17 protein-coding genes and 1 pseudogene are annotated in these 21,043 nt (G+C 65.6%); 12 read left to right on the top strand and 6 right to left on the bottom strand.

What is annotated here, in order from left to right:
• Positions 1-3 precede the first annotated feature (3 nt).
• The gene (locus C563_RS0110120) at positions 4-708 is read left to right on the top strand and encodes a 2'-5' RNA ligase family protein (protein ID WP_018761935.1); all 705 of its coding nucleotides are present in this window, start codon (positions 4-6) and stop codon (positions 706-708) included.
• Positions 709-814: 106 nt separating this feature from the next.
• Entirely contained in the window at positions 815-1,738 is a 924-nt protein-coding gene (locus tag C563_RS0110115; protein WP_196803324.1) for a YihY/virulence factor BrkB family protein, read from the top strand.
• Positions 1,739-1,755: 17 nt separating this feature from the next.
• Here the strand turns inward: C563_RS0110115 and C563_RS0110110 are convergent, their stop codons facing one another.
• Positions 1,756-4,023 carry a hypothetical protein gene (locus tag C563_RS0110110; protein ID WP_442852932.1) on the bottom strand — a complete coding sequence of 756 codons (2,268 nt, stop codon included), beginning with the start codon at positions 4,021-4,023 and terminating at the stop codon, positions 1,756-1,758.
• Positions 4,024-4,341: 318 nt separating this feature from the next.
• Here C563_RS0110110 and C563_RS0110105 point away from each other — a divergent pair, with 318 nt between their 5' ends.
• Entirely contained in the window at positions 4,342-5,640 is a 1,299-nt protein-coding gene (locus tag C563_RS0110105) for an ABC transporter substrate-binding protein (protein ID WP_018761931.1), read from the top strand.
• Between the two features lie 37 nt (positions 5,641-5,677).
• Here C563_RS0110105 and C563_RS0110100 read toward each other — a convergent pair whose 3' ends face one another.
• The 5 genes from C563_RS0110100 to sdhC form a co-directional block, all read right to left on the bottom strand.
• Positions 5,678-6,442 (bottom strand): alpha/beta hydrolase family protein, encoded by a 765-nt coding sequence (locus C563_RS0110100; RefSeq protein ID WP_018761930.1) that lies wholly within the window; start codon positions 6,440-6,442, stop codon positions 5,678-5,680.
• A gap of 161 nt (positions 6,443-6,603) precedes the next feature.
• Positions 6,604-7,386: a succinate dehydrogenase iron-sulfur subunit gene (locus tag C563_RS0110095; protein WP_018761929.1), complete on the bottom strand. Its 783-nt coding sequence runs from the start codon at positions 7,384-7,386 to the stop codon at positions 6,604-6,606.
• Position 7,387: 1 nt separating this feature from the next.
• A complete protein-coding gene (gene sdhA, locus C563_RS0110090) occupies positions 7,388-9,187 on the bottom strand; it encodes a succinate dehydrogenase flavoprotein subunit (RefSeq protein ID WP_018761928.1) in 1,800 nt (599 codons plus the stop codon).
• 108 nt (positions 9,188-9,295) lie between these two features.
• On the bottom strand, positions 9,296-9,757 hold the full coding sequence (locus C563_RS0110085; protein ID WP_018761927.1) for a succinate dehydrogenase hydrophobic membrane anchor subunit: 462 nt from the start codon (positions 9,755-9,757) through the stop codon (positions 9,296-9,298).
• A 3-nt stretch (positions 9,758-9,760) separates the two neighbouring features.
• The gene (gene sdhC, locus C563_RS0110080) at positions 9,761-10,141 is read right to left on the bottom strand and encodes a succinate dehydrogenase, cytochrome b556 subunit (protein ID WP_081624141.1); all 381 of its coding nucleotides are present in this window, start codon (positions 10,139-10,141) and stop codon (positions 9,761-9,763) included.
• A gap of 282 nt (positions 10,142-10,423) precedes the next feature.
• Here sdhC and C563_RS0110075 point away from each other — a divergent pair, with 282 nt between their 5' ends.
• The 9 genes and pseudogenes from C563_RS0110075 to C563_RS0110035 all read left to right on the top strand — a co-directional run bounded on the left by C563_RS0110075 (position 10,424) and on the right by C563_RS0110035 (position 21,043).
• Positions 10,424-11,557, top strand: coding sequence for a mannose-1-phosphate guanylyltransferase (locus C563_RS0110075; RefSeq protein ID WP_026264626.1), 1,134 nt, complete (start codon positions 10,424-10,426; stop codon positions 11,555-11,557).
• A 100-nt stretch (positions 11,558-11,657) separates the two neighbouring features.
• Complete coding sequence (locus C563_RS0110070) at positions 11,658-12,875, top strand: amidohydrolase (protein WP_026264624.1); 1,218 nt, start codon at positions 11,658-11,660, stop codon at positions 12,873-12,875.
• Between the two features lie 152 nt (positions 12,876-13,027).
• Positions 13,028-13,462, top strand: coding sequence for a MarR family winged helix-turn-helix transcriptional regulator (locus tag C563_RS0110065; protein ID WP_018761923.1), 435 nt, complete (start codon positions 13,028-13,030; stop codon positions 13,460-13,462).
• Between the two features lie 47 nt (positions 13,463-13,509).
• Positions 13,510-13,941, top strand: a complete 432-nt coding sequence (locus tag C563_RS0110060; RefSeq protein WP_018761922.1) for an organic hydroperoxide resistance protein — start codon at positions 13,510-13,512, stop codon at positions 13,939-13,941.
• Positions 13,938-14,953, top strand: a pseudogene (locus C563_RS21050) (NADP-dependent oxidoreductase). Before C563_RS0110060 ends, C563_RS21050 begins: the two are co-directional and overlap by 4 nt.
• 264 nt (positions 14,954-15,217) lie before the next feature.
• Positions 15,218-16,330: a BMP family ABC transporter substrate-binding protein gene (locus C563_RS0110050; RefSeq protein ID WP_018761921.1), complete on the top strand. Its 1,113-nt coding sequence runs from the start codon at positions 15,218-15,220 to the stop codon at positions 16,328-16,330.
• Between the two features lie 225 nt (positions 16,331-16,555).
• The gene (locus tag C563_RS0110045; RefSeq protein ID WP_018761920.1) at positions 16,556-18,151 is read left to right on the top strand and encodes an ABC transporter ATP-binding protein; all 1,596 of its coding nucleotides are present in this window, start codon (positions 16,556-16,558) and stop codon (positions 18,149-18,151) included.
• The gene (locus tag C563_RS0110040; RefSeq protein WP_018761919.1) at positions 18,144-19,538 is read left to right on the top strand and encodes an ABC transporter permease; all 1,395 of its coding nucleotides are present in this window, start codon (positions 18,144-18,146) and stop codon (positions 19,536-19,538) included. The genes C563_RS0110045 and C563_RS0110040 overlap by 8 nt, the downstream gene beginning before the upstream one ends.
• A complete protein-coding gene (locus tag C563_RS0110035) occupies positions 19,535-21,043 on the top strand; it encodes an ABC transporter permease (protein ID WP_018761918.1) in 1,509 nt (502 codons plus the stop codon). The genes C563_RS0110040 and C563_RS0110035 overlap by 4 nt, the downstream gene beginning before the upstream one ends.

The raw sequence follows: 21,043 nt of genomic DNA, 5'->3' as shown, positions 1-21,043 counted from the left end.
GCCATGTCTTCGAAAAACGCTACCGCCAGGGGAAGCGCGTGCTCTGCCGGCGAGGCGGAGCGGACCCGGCGTAACCGTTACGAGGACCAGCCCGGCCAGGATGCCGTGGCGGAAGGCGGCGCGGCCGGGACCGAAGACGTCAGCGTGGGCGTCATCCTGGGTTTCCCGGACGAGATTGCCGCGGAGCTGCAGCGCTGGCGCGCGTCATTTGGGGACCCGATGGCCGGAGTGATACCGGCGCACATAACCCTGATCACCACCACGCCCACGCAGGATTGGGAGGCAACCCGACAGCACGTCCGCGAGGTTGCCCGCTGCCAAAGGCCTTTCACGGTCACCATCGCCGGGACGGGAACGTTCCGCCCAGTCTCGCCTGTTGTCTTCATCAAAGTGGAGGACGGGTTCGAACACTGCGTGGATCTGCACCGCAGGCTGCAGCAGGGTCCACTGCACCGCGAGCTGCCGTTCGCCTACCATCCGCACGTCACGATTGCCCACGACGTCGCCCCGGAAAGCCTGGACGAGGCCGAAACGGCACTAAAGAACTATAAGGCAACCTTCCCCGTGGTTAGCATGGGACTCTATGAGCATGATGCCGACGGCATCTGGCAGCTAAGGGAAGAGCTGGATTTTGGGACCGAAACTAACAACGACGCCGGCACCCCCTTCACGGACGCTGCCGCGAACACCGCAACGGACGCCGGCTGACCAGCAGCCCCTGCCTACTGAAATCGCCCGGCTGAAGCTGGACGTCATCCAGAAACGCAGCGACTGGCATAAGGCGCGCCGCTCCGGCGGCAAGGTTCCTGCCCTGATGGCGTGGATACAGTTGTTCACTGCCCGGCTGAACGTCGTGCGGCCCATGCGGGCATTCAGGCATTACGGACTCCATTACGGACCGTTGATGAGCGCGGGCATCGGCTTCAACATGTTCTTCTCCATCACGGGCCTGCTGGCCACCGGCTTTTCCGTGGCCGGCCTGGTACTCCGCGGCCAGCCGGCCTTGCTGGACACCATCATCAGCAGCGTGGCCAGGAGCGCCCCGGGTCTGTTGAAGGTCAATGGCGGCGATGGCCTGGTGGACCCCAAGGACTTGCTGGATCCCAGCGGACTGGGCTGGACGGCCGTGATCAGCGCCGTGGTCACCGTGGTTACTTCGCTCGGCTGGATCAACGGCCTCCGGGACGGACTCCGCGGGATTGTTGAGTTGCCTCCGCTGGTGGTCAATCCCATCCTGCTCAAGCTGCGCGACGCCGGGACCCTGCTCCTGCTGGGCGTGGCGCTGGTGATCAGCGCCGGCGCATCGCTGGTGTTCGGCACCGCCGCAGGTTGGGTTGCCGATTTCCTGCATCTCAGTGACGCCTTGGCCGGCCCGCTGACCACGTCCGTCAAGATTGTGGTGCCACTGGTCCTGAACTGGGTCACCGCGCTGATCATGTTCCGGCTGGCTGCCGGGTTGAAGCTTTCCCGCCAGGCCCTGCTCGAGGGGACCATCCTTGCTGCCGTGGGCACCACCGTGCTGCAGATCTTCAGCACGGAACTGCTGGGCGGAGCCAGCCGGAACCCCATCCTGGCGCCGTTTGCCATCATCATCGGCCTGCTCATCTGGTTCAACCTGGTCAGCCAGGCCTACCTCGTCTCCGCAGGGTGGTCAGCGGTGCGCGAGGCCGACCTCGCGTCCGGCGGCAAGCCCCGCAAGACGATCCTTGGTGCCCGCCGGGCGACACCCCAAACCTGACCCGGTCGAACGGGCACCTAGGGAAAGGGCAGCAGCCCTTCCCACCGCACCGTCCAGCCCGGCGGGAAACCGGGGGAGCGATGGTCAGGGCCGTTGTCCCATCCGGCAGCCATCAATGCTGTGGCGGCCAGGAGGCCGCCGTTGCCGGGCAGGTACAACGGCAAGGAATCGGTTTGGCGGTTGTGCCCGTTGGGCAGGACCGTATTCTTGCCCGCATCCTGCAAAAGGACGTCCACGGCGGCCTCCGGATCGCCCAGGCGGGCAGCGGTCATGGCCATGACCGGGTAATCCCAACCCCAGGTACTTTCCCAATCCCAGCCGGCCAGGACATCGGCCAGCGTGGCCCGCATGATGTCTTCGTCAATGAGGTCCGTCCGCGGCAGGACCCCCAAAGCGCACAGCATTGACGGGTGGTCGGTCCTGATGGTGAACGGCTCCACGTCTATCGCTGCGTAGGCGCCGTCGATGACCCGCGGCGGAACGAGTCCTCCCGCAACGTCCTGCCACGCCGCCACAGGTTCCAGGCCCATCCGTTCCCGCCATGAGGCGGCGGTCCGGAGGCCCCACTGCCAGTACGCCAGTTCAAAGGTGGGATTCGTGACGGAGGCCCGGATAGGGCCGTAGCTTTCCTGGGCCGGTACGATGGGCGGCCCCAATTCGAATCCGCGCGCCGTGGGGTGCGCGAAGCTGGCCATGAACGAGGCCGACTCGAACACGATCTCCGCGAACTCATCCAGGACCTCCTTGCAGGGATTGGCGCGATAGACAAGTTCTGCCAGGTAGATGGGGTGCGGCTGCTGCCAGAGAAGGAAGGTGCCGATCGGACTGGGGCTCTCCCGCCCGTCCGGGCCCACTTGCTTGGGCCAGCGGACGCCGTCGAACCCTTGGGCCCTCGCCGTCTGCCGCGATGTTTCGAGGACCGTGGCGTACCACCGCAGGGACGGCAGCAGGAGTTCCGAACGGCCCCAGAGGGCGAAGTGTGCAGCGTGCCACCAATGCATCTCCAGATGGAACCGTCCGCGCCACGAATTGCAGACGAGCCCGGTTTCCTGGGGCGGGAGGGAGCCGGCGCAGTTGACCGCCGTCAGGTACTGGGAGAGGACAATGCGGCGCTCAAGTTCCTTGGCGCGGGCGTCTCCGGACGCACCCAGTTCCACGGCCGCGCCCGTGGTCCAAAACCCCTCCCAATGGGCCGCGGAGGCAGCGGCAATGCCGTTGCCGGGGCTGTTGCTGCCGGGGAGGGGCCCGACGGCGGCACTGGCCTTTGCGTCTCCGGGCGGCAGGTCCGTTGGCAGGAGGGCGTCATCCCCGGGTCGCGGGATACAGTCGCCGTCGCCGGCGGGTACAAAGGCCAGCGCGACGTCGAGTACGCCGGGGCCGCCGGGCAATGTGCTGATCCGGATCCGGTGCCTGCCCGTTTGCTCCACGACGAGTCCGCTGCCGCTGACCACCATCCGGTAGCGGGCGTTGTCCAGTTCGCGGTGAATGGTCCACGTTGTCGAGCCGGGATGGACCTCTGACGCGACAGGCTTCCCGAGGGTGGTGGTATGGGCCTCGGGCCGGCTCCAGTCGGCGGCGTTGTGCCAGGCCTCGGATCCGTAGGGGAAATCAATGCAGAGCACCAGCCCCTCGTGGAGGGCGGGTGATTCCACGTGGAGGCCCAGTTCATCGCGACGCGGATGGCATGCGGTGAGGACGTCGACCGGACGGCCACCAAGGGTGAAGCGGCTGTGGACGGTGCCAGTCCACAAGTCGAGGGTCTGCACGGTGCCTGCCAGGTCTGTTCGGCTGATAGCCTGTTCGGTTGAGCCTGGCGCCAGCATGAAGCCGATGCGTGCCAGGTCCAGCCGGTGCGGATTGGCCCGCAGCCATGTTTCGGCGGCCGAGGTGCCGGTCTCGCGGTCGTTGACGATGTCTCCCACCATGTCCACGTAGGGCACAGGCCCGCGGGGGGAATCGTAGGAAACGGTGGAGCCGGCCAGTCCGTAGGGTTCCTCGGCGGGACGGGAATGCCAGCCCCACTGGGACTGCGTACCGAGGAGTGTCCCGGGCGGGAGGGCGTCGTCGCGGGCACCCACCGGATAGTCGGCCGGGAAGGTCTGGACGCCGGTCAGGTCCATTGTGAAGGCAAACTCGCCGTTGCCCACCGACACCGGGCTTCGCGGGTCCACTGTTCGCTGGCTGACGTTGTGCCTCGTGACCAAGGCCCTCCTGTCGATGGGCGCGGTGCTGCCCGGCGAGGCCTTGGGCGTCACCGCGCGGTCGGTGGTGCCTTGGCTGTGCACGCTGAACGGCCTCCTGGGGAATGCGGGAATGCGGGGGTAAAGCACCATTACGACAAGCCGCCTGACGGGGTAACTTACCCTGCGGGAAAGGCGCGGTGCGGGAAAGGCGAAGAGTTAGAAAACGTTTTCCCGCCTTTATCCTTGCGGCGCGCCGGGGCCCCTGTCAACCCTTGGTACGCGTTATGCGCGTCAGAAACTCACGGCATTGGCAGGCGAAGCCATGGTGCACATTCGGGTGGGAATGAGCCCTTGACGTCGGAAGCAGGCCTTTGATTCGTTTCACGAAATCGCTTTCTCATCTCGGAAGAAGCTTGCCCAATGACGCGAAAAGTTATCCGAACCCTTCGTAAATCAACCATCCTCACGGCCGCGGCACTCCTTGGCCTCACCGCGGCATGCTCCCGTACCCCATCCAACAAGCCTGAGGACGGCCCTGTTGAAATCCGTTTCTCCTGGTGGGGCAACGCAGGCCGCGCCGACCTGACCAACAAGGCCATCGCCGAATTCGAGAAGGCCAACCCGAACATCAAGGTCAAGCCGGAGTACGGCGACATCGGCGGATACTTCGACAAGCTTGCCACCCAGGTGGCCGCCAATGATGCTCCCGACGTCATCACCATGGGTGGCGCCTATCCGGCGGAGTATGCCAACCGGGGTGCCCTGCTGGATTTGGCCACGGTCAAGGGCCCGCTGGATCTGTCAAAGATGGACCAGGGCGCACTGGAAAACGGTCAGGTCAAGGGCAAGCAATACGGGGTGTCCACCGGTGCCAATGCCCTGGCGATCGTCGCCAATCCGGCGGTGTTCTCGGCGGCGGGAGTCCCGCTGCCGGACGATACTTCCTGGAGCTGGGACGACTTCGCGAAGATCGCGGCGGATGTCACGGCCCACAGTCCCAAGGGGACCTACGGAACCGCCACCGTGCTCACCCACGACTCCCTGGACGCCTTCGCCCGCCAGCGGGGTGAATCGCTCTACACCCAGGACGGCCAGTTGGGGCTCGGCAAGGAAACGGTCCAGGACTACTTCGACTACTCACTGAAGTTGAGCGAAACCGGGGCGGCCCCAAGCGCCTCCGAGACCGTCGAGAAGCTCAACGTCAGCACCGAGCAAACCCTTCTGGGCATGGGCAAAGCGGCCATGATGCTGACCTGGAGCAACTCGTTGTCCGCCCTCAGCAAGGCATCCGGCGCCGACCTCAAGCTGCTCAAGCTCCCGGGTGAAAAACCCACGCCCGGCATCTGGCTCCAGTCCTCGCAGTTCTACACCATCTCGGCCCGCAGCAAGCACGCTGACGCGGCGGCAAAGCTCGTGAGCTTCCTGGTCAACGACCAGTCGGCGGCCAAAATCATCCAGAGCGACCGGGGCGTTCCCAGTAACGCCGACATGCGCAACGCCATCAAGGACATGCTCACGCCGCAGGGGAAGGTGGAGGCCGACTACATCAACCAGATCGGCAAGATGGACTTTGCCCCGACGTACATCGGACCCACCGGCTCGACGGCCGTCTCCGAAATCACGGCCCGGATCAACACCGATGTCCTGTTCAAGAGGCTGGCGCCGGACAAGGCCGCCGAGCAGTGGATTAGCGAGAGCAAGGCTGCCATCGGCAAATAGTCCCGGTGCCCGGGCGCTCCCTGGAACGGGGCGTGATTCAGGCGTCGAGGTACTGGTCGGCCCACGCCGCGATGATCCGGGCCGCGCGGGCGGCCTGGCCCTTGCCCGTCAGCAGATGGTCGCTACCCTCGAGGGAGACGAAATTGCGGGGGTGCCGGGCGGTCTGGAAAATCGTGCTGGCGTTCTCGATCCCCACGGTGTTGTCGGTGGGGGAGTGCAGCACCATCAGCGGTTTGTGCAGCTGCCGGATGCAGTCAGTCAAGTCGGCGTTCTCCAGGTCTTCCACGAAGTGCCGGCGGATCTCCACCCGCTTCCCGCCCAGGTCCACCTCGGCGCTCCCCTCGCTGAGGATCCGGTCCAGGGCGGCGTCAAAGACGTGTGCCACATGCTTGGGGGAGAAGGGCGCGCCCACCGTCGCCACGGCGTCGAGCTCGGGGATCTCCCGTGCGGCCGCCAGCACGGCGGCACCACCAAAGGAATGGCCCACCAACAGGGAGATTTCCTTCCCCTCCGCACGCATGAACTCCGCGGCCTTCACCGTGTCGGCCACCTTGTGGCTGAACGAGCCGGCGGACCATTCGCCGGCCGAGCCGCCCAGGCCAAGGTTGTCGAACCGCAGCATGCCAATGCCGCTGTCCGCCAGTGCCTTGCACATCCGGGACGCGGACGGGCTGTCCTTGCCGAGCGTGAACCCATGCGAAAACACTCCCCAGCCCTTGACCGCGCCTTCCGGGACGTCGATTATTCCGGACAGCGTCTCACCGGTTGAGCCTGCGAAGGATACTTTTTCGGAGCGGGACATGCTGTTCCCTTTCGCTTGGTAGGAATGGCTGTGCTCCCACGCCCGCCGGGTTCCCGGGCCAGGCGTGCACGGTCAGGGGACGGGTGGGGAGAAACAACGACGGCGCCCCCACCACATGTGGTGAGTGACGCCGTCGGCCGTTCTTGCTGTTGTTGGACCTGCTAGATCTTGCGGGCGAGGATGGCCTGCTTGACCTCTGCGATGGCCTGGGTCACCTGGATGCCGCGGGGGCAAGCCTCTGAGCAGTTGAAGGTGGTGCGGCAGCGCCACACGCCTTCCTTGTCGTTCAGGATCTCCAGGCGCATGTCGCCGGCGTCATCACGGGAATCGAAGATGAAACGGTGGGCGTTGACGATCGCGGCGGGCCCGAAGTACTGCCCGTCCGTCCAGAACACCGGGCAGGAGGACGTGCACGCAGCACACAGGATGCACTTGGTGGTGTCGTCGAAGCGTTCACGGTCCTCGGCGGACTGCAGGCGCTCCCGGGTGGGCTCGTGGCCCTTGTTGATCAGGAAGGGCATGACTTCGCGGTATGACTGGAAGAACGGCTCCATGTCCACGATCAAGTCCTTCTCCACCGGCAGGCCCTTGATGGGCTCCACCGTGATGGGCTTGGACGTATCCAGGTCCTTCAGGAGGGTCTTGCACGCGAGGCGGTTGCGGCCGTTAATGCGCATGGCATCGGAACCGCACACGCCGTGGGCACAGGAGCGCCGGAAGGAGAGGGTTCCGTCCGTCTCCCACTTCACCTTGTGCAGGGCGTCCAGGACACGGTCCGTGCCGTACATGGTGAGGTGGAAGTCGTCCCAGGTGGCTTCCTCGGAGACCTCCGGGTTGTACCGGCGGACCCGCAGGTGGACATCGAACGTGGGGATTTCCCCGCCCCCGCCAACGCCGGCAGGCAGTTCAACCTTTGAGGCTGGCTCAGCGATTTCAGCGGTCATCTTAGTACTTCCTCACCATCGGCTCGTAGCGGGTAAAGACAACCGGCTTGGTGGCGAGGCGGATGCCGGCGATTGATTCCGCCGATCCGTCGGCCGGCGCATGGTCATCCTTGTACGCCATGGAGTGCTTCATGAATTTCTCGTCGTCACGCTCGGGGAAGTCCTCGCGGAAGTGGCCGCCGCGGGATTCCTCACGGTGCAGGGCAGCCACGGTCATCACCTTGGCCAGTTCCAGCAGGAAGCCGAGCTCAACGGCCTCGAGCAGGTCCAGGTTGAACCGCTTGCCCTTGTCCTGGACGTTGATGCGCTTGTACCGCTCCTCGAAGGAGGCGATGTCGCGCAGCACCTGGTTCAGGGTATCGGCGGTACGGAACACCTGCATGTTGGCGTCCATGGTGTCCTGCAGTTCCTTGCGGATCTGGGCAACCTTTTCGTCACCGGTGCCGTTGCGGGCAATGTCCAGAAGCTCGGTGGTGTAAGCCAACGGGTTCTCCGGCAGCTCCACGAAGTCGGCAGTCTTCGCGTACTCGGCGGCGGCCACGCCGGCCCGCTTGCCGAAGACGTTGATGTCCAGCAGGGAGTTGGTGCCCAGGCGGTTGGAGCCGTGGACGGACACGCATGCCACTTCACCGGCGGCGTAGAGGCCCGGCACCACGGTGTCGTTGTCCTGCAGTACCTCGGTTTGAATGTTCGTCGGAATACCGCCCATGGCGTAGTGGGCCGTGGGGAACACCGGTACGGGCTCGGTGTACGGTTCCACGCCCAGGTAGGTCCGGGCGAACTCGGTGATGTCCGGGAGCTTGGCGTCAATGTGCGCCGGTTCCAGGTGGGTCAGGTCCAGGAGCACGTAATCCTTGTTCGGACCGCAGCCGCGGCCTTCACGGACTTCGTTGGCCATGGAGCGGGCCACGATGTCGCGGGGCGCCAGGTCCTTGATGGTGGGAGCGTAGCGCTCCATGAAGCGCTCACCCTCGGAGTTGCGCAGGATGGCACCTTCACCACGGGCTGCTTCGGAGAGCAGGATGCCGAGGCCGGCAAGGCCGGTGGGGTGGAACTGGAAGAATTCCATGTCCTCCAGCGGGATGCCGCGGCGGAAGGCGATGCCCATGCCGTCACCCGTGAGGGTGTGTGCGTTCGAGGTGGTCTTGAAGACCTTGCCGGCGCCGCCGGAGGCGAACACCACGGACTTGGCCTGGAAGACGTGCAGTTCACCGGAGGCGAGGTCGTAGGACACGACGCCGGCCACACGCTTCTGCTTGTAGGGCGTGCCGTCCTCGCGGACAGCATCCTCTTCGACCGTCAGCAGGTCCAGGACGTAGTACTCGTTGTAGAACTCAACGTTGTGCTTGACACAGTTTTGGTACAGGGTCTGCAGGATCATGTGGCCGGTGCGGTCTGCGGCGTAGCAGGCGCGGCGCACGGGAGCCTTGCCGTGGTCGCGGGTGTGGCCGCCGAAGCGCCGCTGGTCAATGCGTCCCTCGGGCGTGCGGTTAAACGGCAGGCCCATCTTCTCGAGGTCCAGCACGGCGTCGATGGCTTCCTTCGCCATGACCTCTGCAGCGTCCTGGTCAACCAGGTAGTCGCCGCCCTTGACGGTGTCGAACGTGTGCCATTCCCAGTTGTCTTCCTCGACATTGGCAAGGGCTGCACACATGCCACCCTGCGCCGCACCCGTGTGCGAGCGGGTGGGGTAGAGCTTGGTCAGTACTGCTGTGCGCGCGCGCTGACCGGACTCGATCGCGGCGCGCATGCCAGCGCCACCGGCACCGACGATGACGACGTCGTACTTATGGACCTGCATACCAGACGCTCTTTCTCTCAAAATTCGCTATCAAACAACGGGGCGGCTTCGCCTGCTCCGCAAAACAGGGCCCGCGGGTAAGCCCGCGGGCCCGGGGTTGTGCCTGGACTAGGCAGGGCAGAATCCGCCCGGAAGGGCCACGCCGTCCACCACGGGGCAGGGGTTGAAGGTGAAGATCACCAGGGTGCCCAGCAGGATGATGACCACGGCGGCTGCGTAGAGGACGGTCTTCAACCAGCGCCGCGTCCCCGTCTTTTCGGCGTAGTCGTTAATGATGGTCCGCACGCCATTGGTGCCGTGCAGCATTGCCAGCCACAGCATGGCCAGGTCCCAGAACTGCCAGAACGGGTCCGCCCACTTGCCGGCGACGAAACCGAAGTCAATGGCATGGATGCCTTCGCCGACCATGAGGTTCACGAACAGGTGCCCGAAGATGAGGACCACCAGCACCACGCCGGAGAGGCGCATGAACAGCCAGGCGATCATCTCGAAGTTGCCGCGCGAACCGCCGCTGCGGCGGTACTGGGGAGCTACCCGGCCGCTGCGGGGGCTCTCGATGGTTGCAGTCATGGCTTAGTGACCTCCGAGGGCGAGGGACAGGTGGCGGATGGAGAACGCAAGCATGGTCACGATCCAGAGGGCCAGGACTGCCCACAGCATCTGCCGCTGGTACTTGGCGCCCTTCTTCCAGAAGTCGACCGCGATGATCCGCAAGCCATTGAAGGCGTGGAACACGATCGCGGCCACAAGCCCGGTCTCGCCCAGCGCCATCAGCGGGTTCTTGTAGGCGCCGATCACAGCGGTGTAGGCCTCCGGCGACACACGCACCAAGGAGGTGTCCAGGACGTGGACCAACAAGAAGAAAAAGATCACTACACCGGTTATGCGGTGTCCTACCCAGGACCACATGCCTTCACGGCCGCGGTACAAGGTGCCAGCTGGTTTTGTCGGCACTGATAAACCTCCCTGCAACACAGCGGCGCTGGCATGAGATCCATGCGGGGGGAACGCCTGCTGCGAGAGCACTCGTAGCTCAGGCCTAAATCTAGGCTTCGCTTACAGCTTATTCAATTTAGGAGATTCTTGGAGACCAGTGCTGGGGCGGTTTTTCGGCGAGAATGAGACGAACGCCACACGGATGCGGTGATTTGGGCCATGCGATGACGGAGCGCGCCGGTGGACAGCCCGTGGCGGGCCGCCGCCGCCGGCCGTGGGCCGTCAGCTAAAGTAGCGGTGATGAGTACAGACAAAGTGACAAGCCCGGCCTCACCCCTTGACCGCTTCATTGCGGTGATTCCGGCAGGCGGAGTGGGGACCCGCCTCTGGCCCCTGTCACGAGCAGCAGCTCCCAAGTTCCTTCACGATCTCACAGGATCGGGCAGCACCCTGCTGCGTGCCACCTACGACCGGCTCCACCCGCTCGCGGGCAGCCGGGTGCTGGTGGTCACCGGAAAAGCGCACCGCGACGCCGTGTGCCGCCAGCTTCCCGAGGTCCAGGACGCGGACCTTGTCCTGGAATCGGAGCCCAAGGACTCCGCAGCGGCGATCGGCCTCGCCGCGGCCATCCTGCACGCGCGGGACCCGGACACCATCATGGGGTCCTTCGCCGCCGACCAGGTGATCAGCCCGGACCACCTCTTCCAGGACGCCGTCCGGGAGGCAATCCATACCGCCGCGGCCGGCAAGATCGTGACCATCGGCATCAAGCCCACGCACCCGTCCACCGGGTTCGGGTACATCCGCTCCGGCAAGGAATTGCACATCGACGGAGCTCCGAGCGCCCACGATGTGGTGGAATTCGTCGAAAAGCCCGACGAAGTGGTGGCCCAGCAGTACGTCGACAGCGGTGACTACGTGTGGAACGCCGGCATGTTCGTAGCCCCCGTGGCACTGATGCTCAAGCACCTCGAGGCCAACCAGCCGGAGCTGTTCAAGGGCCTGCAGGAAATCGCGCAGGCCTGGGACACCCCCGAACGCGACGAGGTCACTGCCCGGATCTGGCCCACCCTGCCCAAGATCGCCATCGACTACGCAGTGGCCGAGCCCGCCGCCGAAGCCGGGGACGTCGCCGTCGTGCCCGGGACCTTCCGCTGGGACGACGTTGGCGACTTTGCCTCCGTCGGGCGGCTCAACAGCGCCAAGGAAGTGGACGACGTCACCGTCCTGGGCGAAGGAGCGCGGGTATTCACGGAGAACTCAAGCGGTGTGGTGGTCACAGACACCAAGCGGGTCATCGCCCTGATCGGCATCCAGGATGTGGTCATCGTGGATACGCCGGACGCGCTGCTGGTCACCACCATGGCCAACTCCCAGCGGGTCAAGGCAGCGGTCGACGCCCTCAAGGCCAGCGGGGACACGGACGTCCTTTGATCGCCCTACCTGCCGGCGCGTCACGGCGCCGGCAGGTTCACGTTGTAACGGGGCGTCAGTGAATGGCCCTTATCGGGGCCGTGATCGCTAGAGTAAAACAGTGCGCAATTACACTACTGAAGCCGAGCCCACCGCCTTGGTGGCGCCGTGGCTTGAACCGCTCCTGCCGGAACTGATCGAATTCCGGCGGGACCTCCATGCGCACCCTGAGCTTTCCTTCAAGGAGTTCCGAACCACCGACAAGCTTGCGGAGAGGCTGGAGGCCGCCGGGCTGAGCCCCCGCCGGCTCGAAGGCACCGGCCTGACCGTGGACGTCGGCGAAGGCCCCATCGCCACCGCGCTGCGGGGTGACATCGACGCCCTCCCCATCATCGAGGAAACCGGCCTGGCTTTCGCGTCCAAGAACCACGGCGTCACCCACGCCTGCGGCCACGACGTGCACACCACCACCATGCTGGGTATTGCCCTGGTGTTGCAGCGCATGCACGAGGAATCGCCCCTGGGCGCGACGGTGCGGATCATCTTCCAGCCCGCTGAGGAAACCATGCCCGGCGGGGCGCACGCGTGCATTGAGCAGGGCGTGCTGGAGGGAGTTCCCAGGATCCTCGCGCTGCACTGCGACCCCCGCATCGAAGTGGGCAAGGTCGGAACCCGGATTGGCGCCATCACCTCGGCCTCGGACACCATCCGGATTGAACTGTCCGGCCGCGGCGGCCACACGTCCCGACCGCACCTCACCGAGGATCTCGTCTTCGCGCTTGCCCAGATCGCCGTCAACGTTCCGGCCGTCCTGTCCCGCCGGGTGGACGTCCGCAGTGGCGTGTCCGTGGTGTGGGGCCAGATCACCGCCGGATCGGCGCCCAATGCCATTCCCGGCTCGGGCTACATGGCCGGAACCATGCGCTGCCTGGACCGTGACGCCTGGCACGCCGCCGGCGAACTCCTCGACGAGGTGGTCCACCAGGTGGCCGCGCCGTATGGGGTGGACGTCCACCTGGAGCACACCAGGGGAGTGCCGCCCGTGGTGAACTCGGAACACGAAACGGCGATTATCGAGGCGGCTGCGCGCGCAGAGATCGGCGAAAGCGCCGTGGTGCTGACCCCGCAATCCATGGGTGGCGAGGACTTTGCCTGGTTCCTTGCGGAACTTCCGGGAGCCATGATGCGCCTGGGCACCAAGACGCCGGGCGGGGAGGACTACGACCTCCACCGCGGCGATTACATCCTGGACGAGCGATCGCTGGGCCTGGGGATCCGCGTGCTCACCGCGGCAGCGTTGAGGACCATCAGGGACATCGAGCAGCCGCCCGCGCTGTAGCCGCCCGGCGCGCCGTCCACGCCGCGTCCGTGCCGTGGCGGCTTGTTTGCGCCGGCGCCGGTAACGCTGGTGGATCACGACGACGGTCAACGGGATGGTCTCGTGAGTCCAGTTGAGTTGTGCACAATCTAATTGTGGGCTATTGTTTTCTCATGACCGAAGCTCCCCGCCTGGACCGCCAAGTGTGTTTTGCTTTGTATTCGGCTTCCCGGGCCGCCACCGCCGTGTACCGGCCAGTGCTGGATGAACTGGGGCTCACTTACCCGCAGTACTTGGTGATGCTGGTGCTGTGGGAGGACGAGCCCCGCGGGGTCAAGGAACTTGGCGGGGAGCTCGGGCTGGACTCGGGGACCCTGTCGCCCCTTCTCAAGCGGCTGGAAGCACTGGGGCTCGTGGAACGCCGCCGGTCAGGCGAGGACGAACGGCGCGTTGCCATTCACCTCACGACGGCAGGCCGGGAACTCAGCGTCCCGGCCCGGGCCATCCCGCAGCGGCTGGCTGACGCCGCAGGGCTCTCGCACGGAGAGCTCGAACAACTGCGCGCCACCCTGGGCAAGCTCACGGCCGCACTGCACCAGTCGCTCTAAGCGGCGCGCCACCCTGCACCATCCCACCTACAGGACGGACATTTTTCGTGAAGACTCTCTACACCGCCGAGGCGCTTGCCTCCGGCGAAGGCCGTGACGGCACCGCACGCAGCAACGACGGCAAGCTGGCCGTGGACCTGGCCAGCCCCGTGGAGCTGGGCGGCAGCGGCCGCGGGACCAACCCTGAACAGCTTTTCGCCGCCGGGTACGCCGCCTGCTTCCACTCCGCACTGCGCCTGGTGGGCCGCAAGGCAGGCGCCGACCTCACCGATTCGGCCGTTGCGGCGAAAGTCCACCTGGGACAGCTGGACGGCGGAACGGGCTTCGGGCTTGCCGCCGAACTGGAAATCGCCCTCCCGGCGCTGGACCTTTCCACCGCCGAGGAACTGGTGGCCAAGGCGCATGAAGTGTGCCCCTACTCGAACGCCACCCGGGGCAACATCATCGTCGACATCAAGATTTTGGAGTACGCAGCATGAGCACCGCACTTGCCACCAGCACCCGTGAAATCCGCCTGGCCTCGCGCCCTGTAGGCCGTCCTGCCAGCGATAACTTCGAGCTCGCCGAGTCCCCGCTGCCCGCCCTCGAGGACGGCCAGATCCTGGTCCGGAACCTCTTCATGTCGGTCGACCCCTACATGCGGGGCCGGATGAATGACGTGAAGTCCTACTCCGCGCCGTTTGCCGTGGGCAAGGCGCTCGACGGCGGCGCGGTAGGCGAGGTGGTCGCGTCCCGTTCGTCGGCACACCAGGAGGGCGACGTCGTCCTGCATTCCCTCGGCTGGCGGGAGTACGCCGTGGTTGACGGCGCTGCAGCCACCCCGGCCCGAACTGACCTGGCCCCGGCTTCCGCCTTCCTCGGCGCCCTGGGCATGACCGGGCTGACCGCCTACTCCGGCCTCTTGAAGGTCGCCGAATTCAAGCCGGGGGACGCCGTGTTCGTCTCCGGTGCCGCCGGCGCGGTGGGCTCCCTGGTTGGCCAGATCGCCAAGGCCATGGGCGCCTCCCGCGTGATCGGCTCCGCCGGTTCGCCGGCCAAGGTGGCCCGGCTGCTGGAGCTCGGTTTCGACGCAGCCTTCGACTACCACGATGGTCCCGTGCTGGACCAGCTGCAGAAGGCCGCCGGCCCAGCCGGCATCGACGTCTACTTCGACAACGTCGGCGGCGAACACCTCGAGGCGGCCCTGGCGGTCCTCAACGTCGGCGGCCGGGTGGCAATGTGCGGTGCCATCGGCAGTACAACTCCACCGAACCGACTCCGGCGCCCCACAACCTGATGCAGGCCATCGGCAAGCAACTGACGCTCCGCGGCTTCCTGGTAGGCGGTCAGCGGCAGCACGCGGCGGAGTTTGCCGAGAAGATGTCCGCCTGGCTGGCCGACGGCACCGTGCGCTACGACGAGACGATCGTGGACGGACTGGAGAACGCGCCGCAGGCGTTCATGGATCTCCTGGACGGTGCGAACACCGGAAAGATGCTCGTCCGGCTGTAGCCCGGCGCTCACAACTAAAGAACAATCAGCAGTAGGGGCGCCTCCTTTGGAGGCGCCTCTACTGCTTGGTAACAACTTGTAAACAATCTTCGGGGTCAGCTTCCGACGTGCTATGGGGACGTGGCGCAGGCCACTAAAGTAAGTGCCATCAGTGCGCTCCGGCGCAGTGCTGCGTGCCTTCAGTGAAAACAGAATTTCAGCGCCGAAACGGACACTCATTGAATCTCAGCCCGTAGTGCCACTCGCATCATCCCTGGAGGAAAATTGAAGAAATCACTGCGTGCCGGCTTCAAGCGCGGTTCAATGGCCGGTGTGGCCACCCTCGGTGCGTCCGCCTTGCTGCTGACCGGCTGCGGGGCCGCCCCGTCCGCGTCCGGCCCCTCGGGTTCAGCCACCGCCTCGGACTACACCGCCTGCATGGTGTCCGACTCCGGTGGATTCGACGACAAGTCGTTCAACCAGTCCGGCTACGAGGGACTGCAGGCCGCCGTGAAGGACCTTGGCATCAAGGAGAAGCACGTCCAGTCCAAGGCTGACACCGACTACGACCCCAACCTCCGCTCCATGGTCCAGCAGGGCTGCAAGCTCACCGTGACCGTCGGGTTCCTGCTCGGCGATGCCACCAAGTCCATCGCGACGGCCAACCCGAACAGCCACTTCGCGATCATCGACTACAACGACCCCACCTTCCCCAAGAACGTCAAGCCGATCGTCTATGACACGGCCCAGGCCGCGTTCCTGGCCGGCTACCTGGCAGCAGGCACGTCCAAGACCGGCAAGGTGGCAACCTTCGGCGGCATCAACATCCCCACCGTCACCATCTTCATGGACGGTTTTGCCGACGGCGTGAAGTACTACAACGAAAAGAAGGGCAAGAGCGTCCAGCTCATCGGCTGGGACAAGGACAAGCAGGACGGCACCTTCGTCGGCGACTTCAAGCAGGTGGACAAGGGCAAGGTCCTCACCCAGGGCTTCCTCGACCAGGGCGCAGATATCGTCCTTCCCGTGGCCGGACCCGTCGGCAGCGGCGCGGGCAGCGCGATCCTCGACGCCAAGTCCAAGGGCAAGGATGCCAAGCTCATCTGGGTTGACTCCGATGGCTACCTGACGGCCCCCGACTACAAGTCCGTGATCCTTTCTTCTGTCCAGAAGACCATGGCCACCGCTGTGGAGACGGTCATAAAGGACGACAAGGACGGCAAATTCGACGCCTCGCCGTACATCGGAACCCTTGCAAACGGCGGCGTTGCCCTGGCTCCCTTCCACGACCTCGATTCCGCCGTGCCGGCGGACCTCAAGAGCGAACTGGACCAGCTGAAGAAGGACATCATCTCCGGCACCGTCAAGGTCGAGTCGAAGTCCAGCCCCACCAAGTAACCACTGAACAGCGGGGCGCGCTGCCCTTCCGCCGTTACCCCGGCCGGAGGGCAGCGCGTTCTGTTTTGCTGGCAACGCACGCTTGCCAGCGCCACGCAGGCGTTACTTTTCCTGCCTGCCCGCCCTGCCCAGAAACCACCCGTAACACTAGGCTGGGACTACCCGCTGCCTTGCCGCCGACAGCGCGGCGGAGCAGATCCATACACACACAGATTGGTTGGGGTTTTGAAACTCGAACTGAAGGGGATCACGAAGCGATTCGGGTCCCTGGTAGCCAATGACCACATCGATTTGGTCGTCGAACCGGGGCAGGTGCACTGCCTCCTGGGCGAGAACGGCGCAGGGAAATCCACCCTGATGAACGTGCTCTACGGCCTGTACGATCCGACCGAAGGCGAAATCCTGGTCGATGGCAAGCCTGTCGTCTTCAAAGACCCCGGCGAGGCCATGGCGGCCGGCATCGGAATGGTCCACCAGCACTTCATGCTCATCCCGGTCTTCAGCGTGGCCGAGAATGTGGCGCTGGGCAATGAGACCACCAAGGCCGCCGGCCTGCTCAACCTGGAAGCTACGCGCGAGAAGATCCGCCGCATTTCGGACCAGTACGGCTTCGACGTCGACCCCGACGCCATGGTGGAGGACCTGCCCGTTGGCGTCCAGCAGCGGGTCGAGATCATCAAGGCACTGGTTCGAGATGCCGAGGTGCTCATCCTCGACGAACCCACCGCCGTGTTGACGCCGCAGGAGACCGACGAACTCCTGGACATCATCCGGCAGCTGAAGCGCGACGGGAAGTCGATCGTCTTCATCTCCCACAAACTGCGCGAAGTCAAGGCCATCTCGGACACCATCACGGTCATCCGGCGCGGCAAGGTGGTGGGGCAGGCGGACCCCACAGCTTCCCCCACCGAACTGGCGTCCGCCATGGTGGGCCGCACCGTGAGCCTGACGCTTGACAAGGCGCCGGCCAAGACGGGTGAGGTGACCTTCAAGGTCCGCAACCTGACCGTCACCGACCACAATGGACAGCACGTGGTCGATGACCTGTCATTCGACATCGCCAAGGGCGAGGTGCTCGCCATCGCCGGAGTGCAAGGCAACGGCCAGACGGAGCTGACCGAGGCGATCCTTGGCGTGCAGCCGCACGTGGCCGGGTCCATCACGCTCGACGGCGAGGAATTGTTGGGCAAGAGCGTTAAGCATGTGCTCGGTGCGGGTGTGGGCTTCGTCCCCGAGGACCGCACCCTTGACGGCCTGGTAGGCACGTTCACCATCGCCGAGAACATGATCCTGGACCTCTACGACAAGGCACCCTTCGCCCGCGGCGTGGGGATGAAACCGGGCCTCATCGCGGAGAACGCTGCCAAGAAGGTCGAGGAATTCGATGTCCGCACGCCCTCCGTATCCGCCGCGGTGGGCACCCTCTCCGGCGGCAACCAGCAGAAGGTCGTCCTGGCCCGTGAGCTCTCCCGCCCGCTCCGCCTGTTTATTGCCTCGCAGCCCACGCGCGGGCTTGACGTCGGCTCGATCGAATTCGTCCACAAGCGCGTCATCGCCGAACGCGACCACGGAACACCCGTCATGATCGTGTCCACGGAACTTGACGAAGTACTGCAGCTGGCAGACCGGATCGCGGTGCTCTACCGCGGCCGGCTGGTGGGAATCGTCCCCGCCACCACGTCCCGCGACGTCCTGGGCCTGATGATGGCCGGTGTCCCGGCCGCGGAAGCCGAAGCCAACGCCTCCGCCCATGCTTCCGGCGTAACGGCCGCACCGACGGTATCTGAGCCTGCCGGCCACGAAGGAGAAACCCATGTCTGAGAAGACAACCCCGGACCCGCTGGCCACAGGCAATAACAGCGCCCCGGAGCCCGCCCCGACCCAGGTGCCAGGCGGCACCACCTCCGAGGCCGTCGCCTCCGACGTCGCGCTCGACACCGCCGGCGGCCAGATGCCGCCGTCCGCCGTTCCGGCGGCCACCCAGCTGCGCGGCCGGGACCACCGGGACGGTGACGGATCCGTCCTGCACCAGATCTTCACCGGCAACGCCATGGTCTCCTTCCTCTCCGTGCTGCTGGCCATCGTGCTCGGCGGCATCCTGATGGCGGTGACCAACCCCAAGGTCGCCGTCACGGCCGGTTACTTTTTTGCCCAGCCCGGAGACCTCCTGACCGAGGTCATCCGTCCCTATACCGCACTGGTGCAGGGGTCCATCTTCAACTGGGCCGGCGCCGACCTGGCCGCCCAGCTGTACCCGATCACCGAGACCCTCACGGTCGCAACTCCGCTTATTTGTGCCGGGCTCGGCGTCGCGTTGGCGTTCCGCGCCGGCCTGTTCAACATTGGCGCCCAGGGGCAGATCATCTTCGGTGCGCTCTTCGGCGCCTACGTTGGCTTCGCCTGGCACCTGCCCATCGGCCTGCACCTGCTGGTCGTCATCCTCGCCGGCCTGGTTGGCGGCGCGGTCTGGGGTGGCGTCGTGGGCCTGCTGAAGGCGCGGACCGGCGCCCACGAGGTGATCGTGACCATCATGCTCAACTACATCGCCAACTTCCTGCTGCTCTTCCTGCTCACCACCCCCGCTTTCCAGCGCAAGGGTTCCACCAACCCGATCTCCCCGTTCCTTGACTCCACCGCGTTGTTCCCCGAACTGCTCGGACCCCAGTTCCGCCTGCACGCCGGGTTCCTGGTTGCGATAGCGGCCACCGCCTTCGTCTGGTGGCTGCTGAACCGCTCCACGGTCGGTTTTGAGTTCCGCGCCGTTGGGGCGAACCCGAACGCGGCCCGTACCGCCGGCATCAACGTTGCCCGCAGCACCATCCTGGTGATGGCGATCGCGGGTGCGCTGGCCGGCCTGGCCGGGGTGGCGCAGGTGTCCGGCACGGAAAAGTACCTCTCCGGCGGTGTGGCCGCTTCCATCGGCTTTGACGCCATCACCGTCGCTCTGCTGGGACGCTCCACGCCGTGGGGAACCTTCTTTGCGGGCCTGCTGTTCGGCGCTTTCCGCGCCGGCGGCGTGGCAATGCAGGCACAGACGCAAACCCCCATCGACATTGTGCTCGTCATCCAGTCCCTGATCGTGTTGTTCATCGCAGCACCGCCGCTGGTCCGTGCGATATTCGGACTCAACCCCCGTAAGAAGAAGACCACCACAAGTGGGACCGCAGGTTCGCATACCGGCGGCGTCAAGAGCGGAGCGGCAGCATGAGCGCCACCACACAATCTCCCGCGAGCAAACAACCTGGAACCGGGAAAACCACCGGAGCCAACCGTGCCGCAGGCCGGGCAGCGACAACGGAACTGGTGAGCTGGAAGGCCGGCGTCGGCCTGGGCCTGCTCGCCATCCTGGGCACCGTGCTGTTTGGATTCCTCGCCAACACAAAATCCGCCGGGTTCCGGATCGCCGAAGCCCGCGACCCAAACGCCTCGTCCACCGCAGCCTGGGTCACCCTTGTCGTGGCGCTGGCTGCCGCCGGATACCTCGGCTACCGCTGGATCAGCCAGCGCCGCGAGGGCGGGGGAGTGGACCGCTGGATTCCCGCCACCACCATCGCTGCCGTCGTCGTCCTGGGCCTCGCCGCCCTCGGCGTTGCCCAGGTGGAGAAGATCACCGTGCCCTCGATGGTCTTCGGCTGGATTTGCGCCCTCTTGCTGCTCGGCCTGGCCGGGTACGCCATCCTGCTGACCCTGCAGCGGCGGCGCACCCCCGGATGGCTGGGCGGTCTCTTCGCCGTCGTCTTCCTGGTCGGGTTCATGATCTGGATCGTCGCCGGCGGCCGTGACCCCGAACCGTCCATTTCCCTGGGCGGCCTGATGGCAGGAGCGGTGACACTGGCCGTACCACTGGTGTTCGGCTCGCTGTCCGGAGTGCTGTGCGAACGGGCCGGCGTGGTCAACATCGCCATCGAAGGACAGCTCCTGCTCGGTGCGTTCTCCGCCGCCGTCGTAGCCACCGTGACAGGCAATGTCTACGTCGGACTCATTTCGGCGGCCGTCGCCGGTGCACTCGTGTCCCTGGTCCTGGCCGTGGTGAGCATCAAGTACCTCGTCAACCAGATCATCGTCGGCGTGGTCCTCAACGTCCTGATCAGCGGCCTCACCAGCTTCCTGTTCTCCACCCTGCTCACGGCGGACCCGGAAAATCTCAACAAGCCCGGCCGGCTCCAGGCAGTGGATATCCCGTTCCTTGCCGACATCCCGATCATCGGACCCATCCTGTTCCGCCAGTCCCTGGTGGGCTACCTCATGTACGTGGCCGTGATCGTGGTCTACGTCGGGCTGTTCCACACCAAATGGGGCCTGCGGGTGCGCGCCGTCGGCGAACACCCCCAGGCGGCGGACACCGTGGGCATCAACGTCAACCGCACCCGCTTCATCAACGTCCTGATGGGCGGCGCGATCGCTGGAATCGGCGGTTCCTTCTTCACCCTGGTGTCGGTGGACGCCTTCAGCAAGGACATGTCCGGCGGTCGCGGCTACATCGCCCTTGCCGCCATGATCTTCGGGCGCTGGAATCCCATCGGGGCCTTCCTGGCCGCCCTGCTCTTCGGGTTCGCCGACAACCTGCAGAGCATCATCACCATCATTGGTTCGCCCGTGCCCAGCCAGTTCATGGCGATGCTCCCCTACGCCCTGACCGTCATCGCCGTGGCCGGCCTCGTGGGGCGGTCCCGGCCGCCCGCAGCCGACGGCATCCCATACGTCAAGGGGTGA

This window comes from Arthrobacter sp. 135MFCol5.1, assembly GCF_000374865.1.
GTDB lineage: Bacteria > Actinomycetota > Actinomycetes > Actinomycetales > Micrococcaceae > Arthrobacter.
Note: the sequence above shows the minus strand (reverse complement) of the source record. Positions and strands in the feature narration are given on the sequence as shown.

What these genes read in the sequence shown, in the direction of transcription:
- C563_RS0110120 (WP_018761935.1), top strand. Translation starts at nt 4, where the DNA reads ATGTCTTCGAAAAACGCTACCGCCAGGGGAAGCGCGTGCTCTGCCGGC.
- C563_RS0110115 (WP_196803324.1), top strand. Translation starts at nt 815, where the DNA reads ATGGCGTGGATACAGTTGTTCACTGCCCGGCTGAACGTCGTGCGGCCC.
- C563_RS0110105 (WP_018761931.1), top strand. Translation starts at nt 4,342, where the DNA reads ATGACGCGAAAAGTTATCCGAACCCTTCGTAAATCAACCATCCTCACG.
- C563_RS0110100 (WP_018761930.1), bottom strand. Translation starts at nt 6,442, where the DNA reads ATGTCCCGCTCCGAAAAAGTATCCTTCGCAGGCTCAACCGGTGAGACG.
- C563_RS0110095 (WP_018761929.1), bottom strand. Translation starts at nt 7,386, where the DNA reads ATGACCGCTGAAATCGCTGAGCCAGCCTCAAAGGTTGAACTGCCTGCC.
- sdhA (WP_018761928.1), bottom strand. Translation starts at nt 9,187, where the DNA reads ATGCAGGTCCATAAGTACGACGTCGTCATCGTCGGTGCCGGTGGCGCT.
- C563_RS0110085 (WP_018761927.1), bottom strand. Translation starts at nt 9,757, where the DNA reads ATGACTGCAACCATCGAGAGCCCCCGCAGCGGCCGGGTAGCTCCCCAG.
- C563_RS0110075 (WP_026264626.1), top strand. Translation starts at nt 10,424, where the DNA reads ATGAGTACAGACAAAGTGACAAGCCCGGCCTCACCCCTTGACCGCTTC.
- C563_RS0110065 (WP_018761923.1), top strand. Translation starts at nt 13,028, where the DNA reads ATGACCGAAGCTCCCCGCCTGGACCGCCAAGTGTGTTTTGCTTTGTAT.
- C563_RS0110040 (WP_018761919.1), top strand. Translation starts at nt 18,144, where the DNA reads ATGTCTGAGAAGACAACCCCGGACCCGCTGGCCACAGGCAATAACAGC.
- C563_RS0110035 (WP_018761918.1), top strand. Translation starts at nt 19,535, where the DNA reads ATGAGCGCCACCACACAATCTCCCGCGAGCAAACAACCTGGAACCGGG.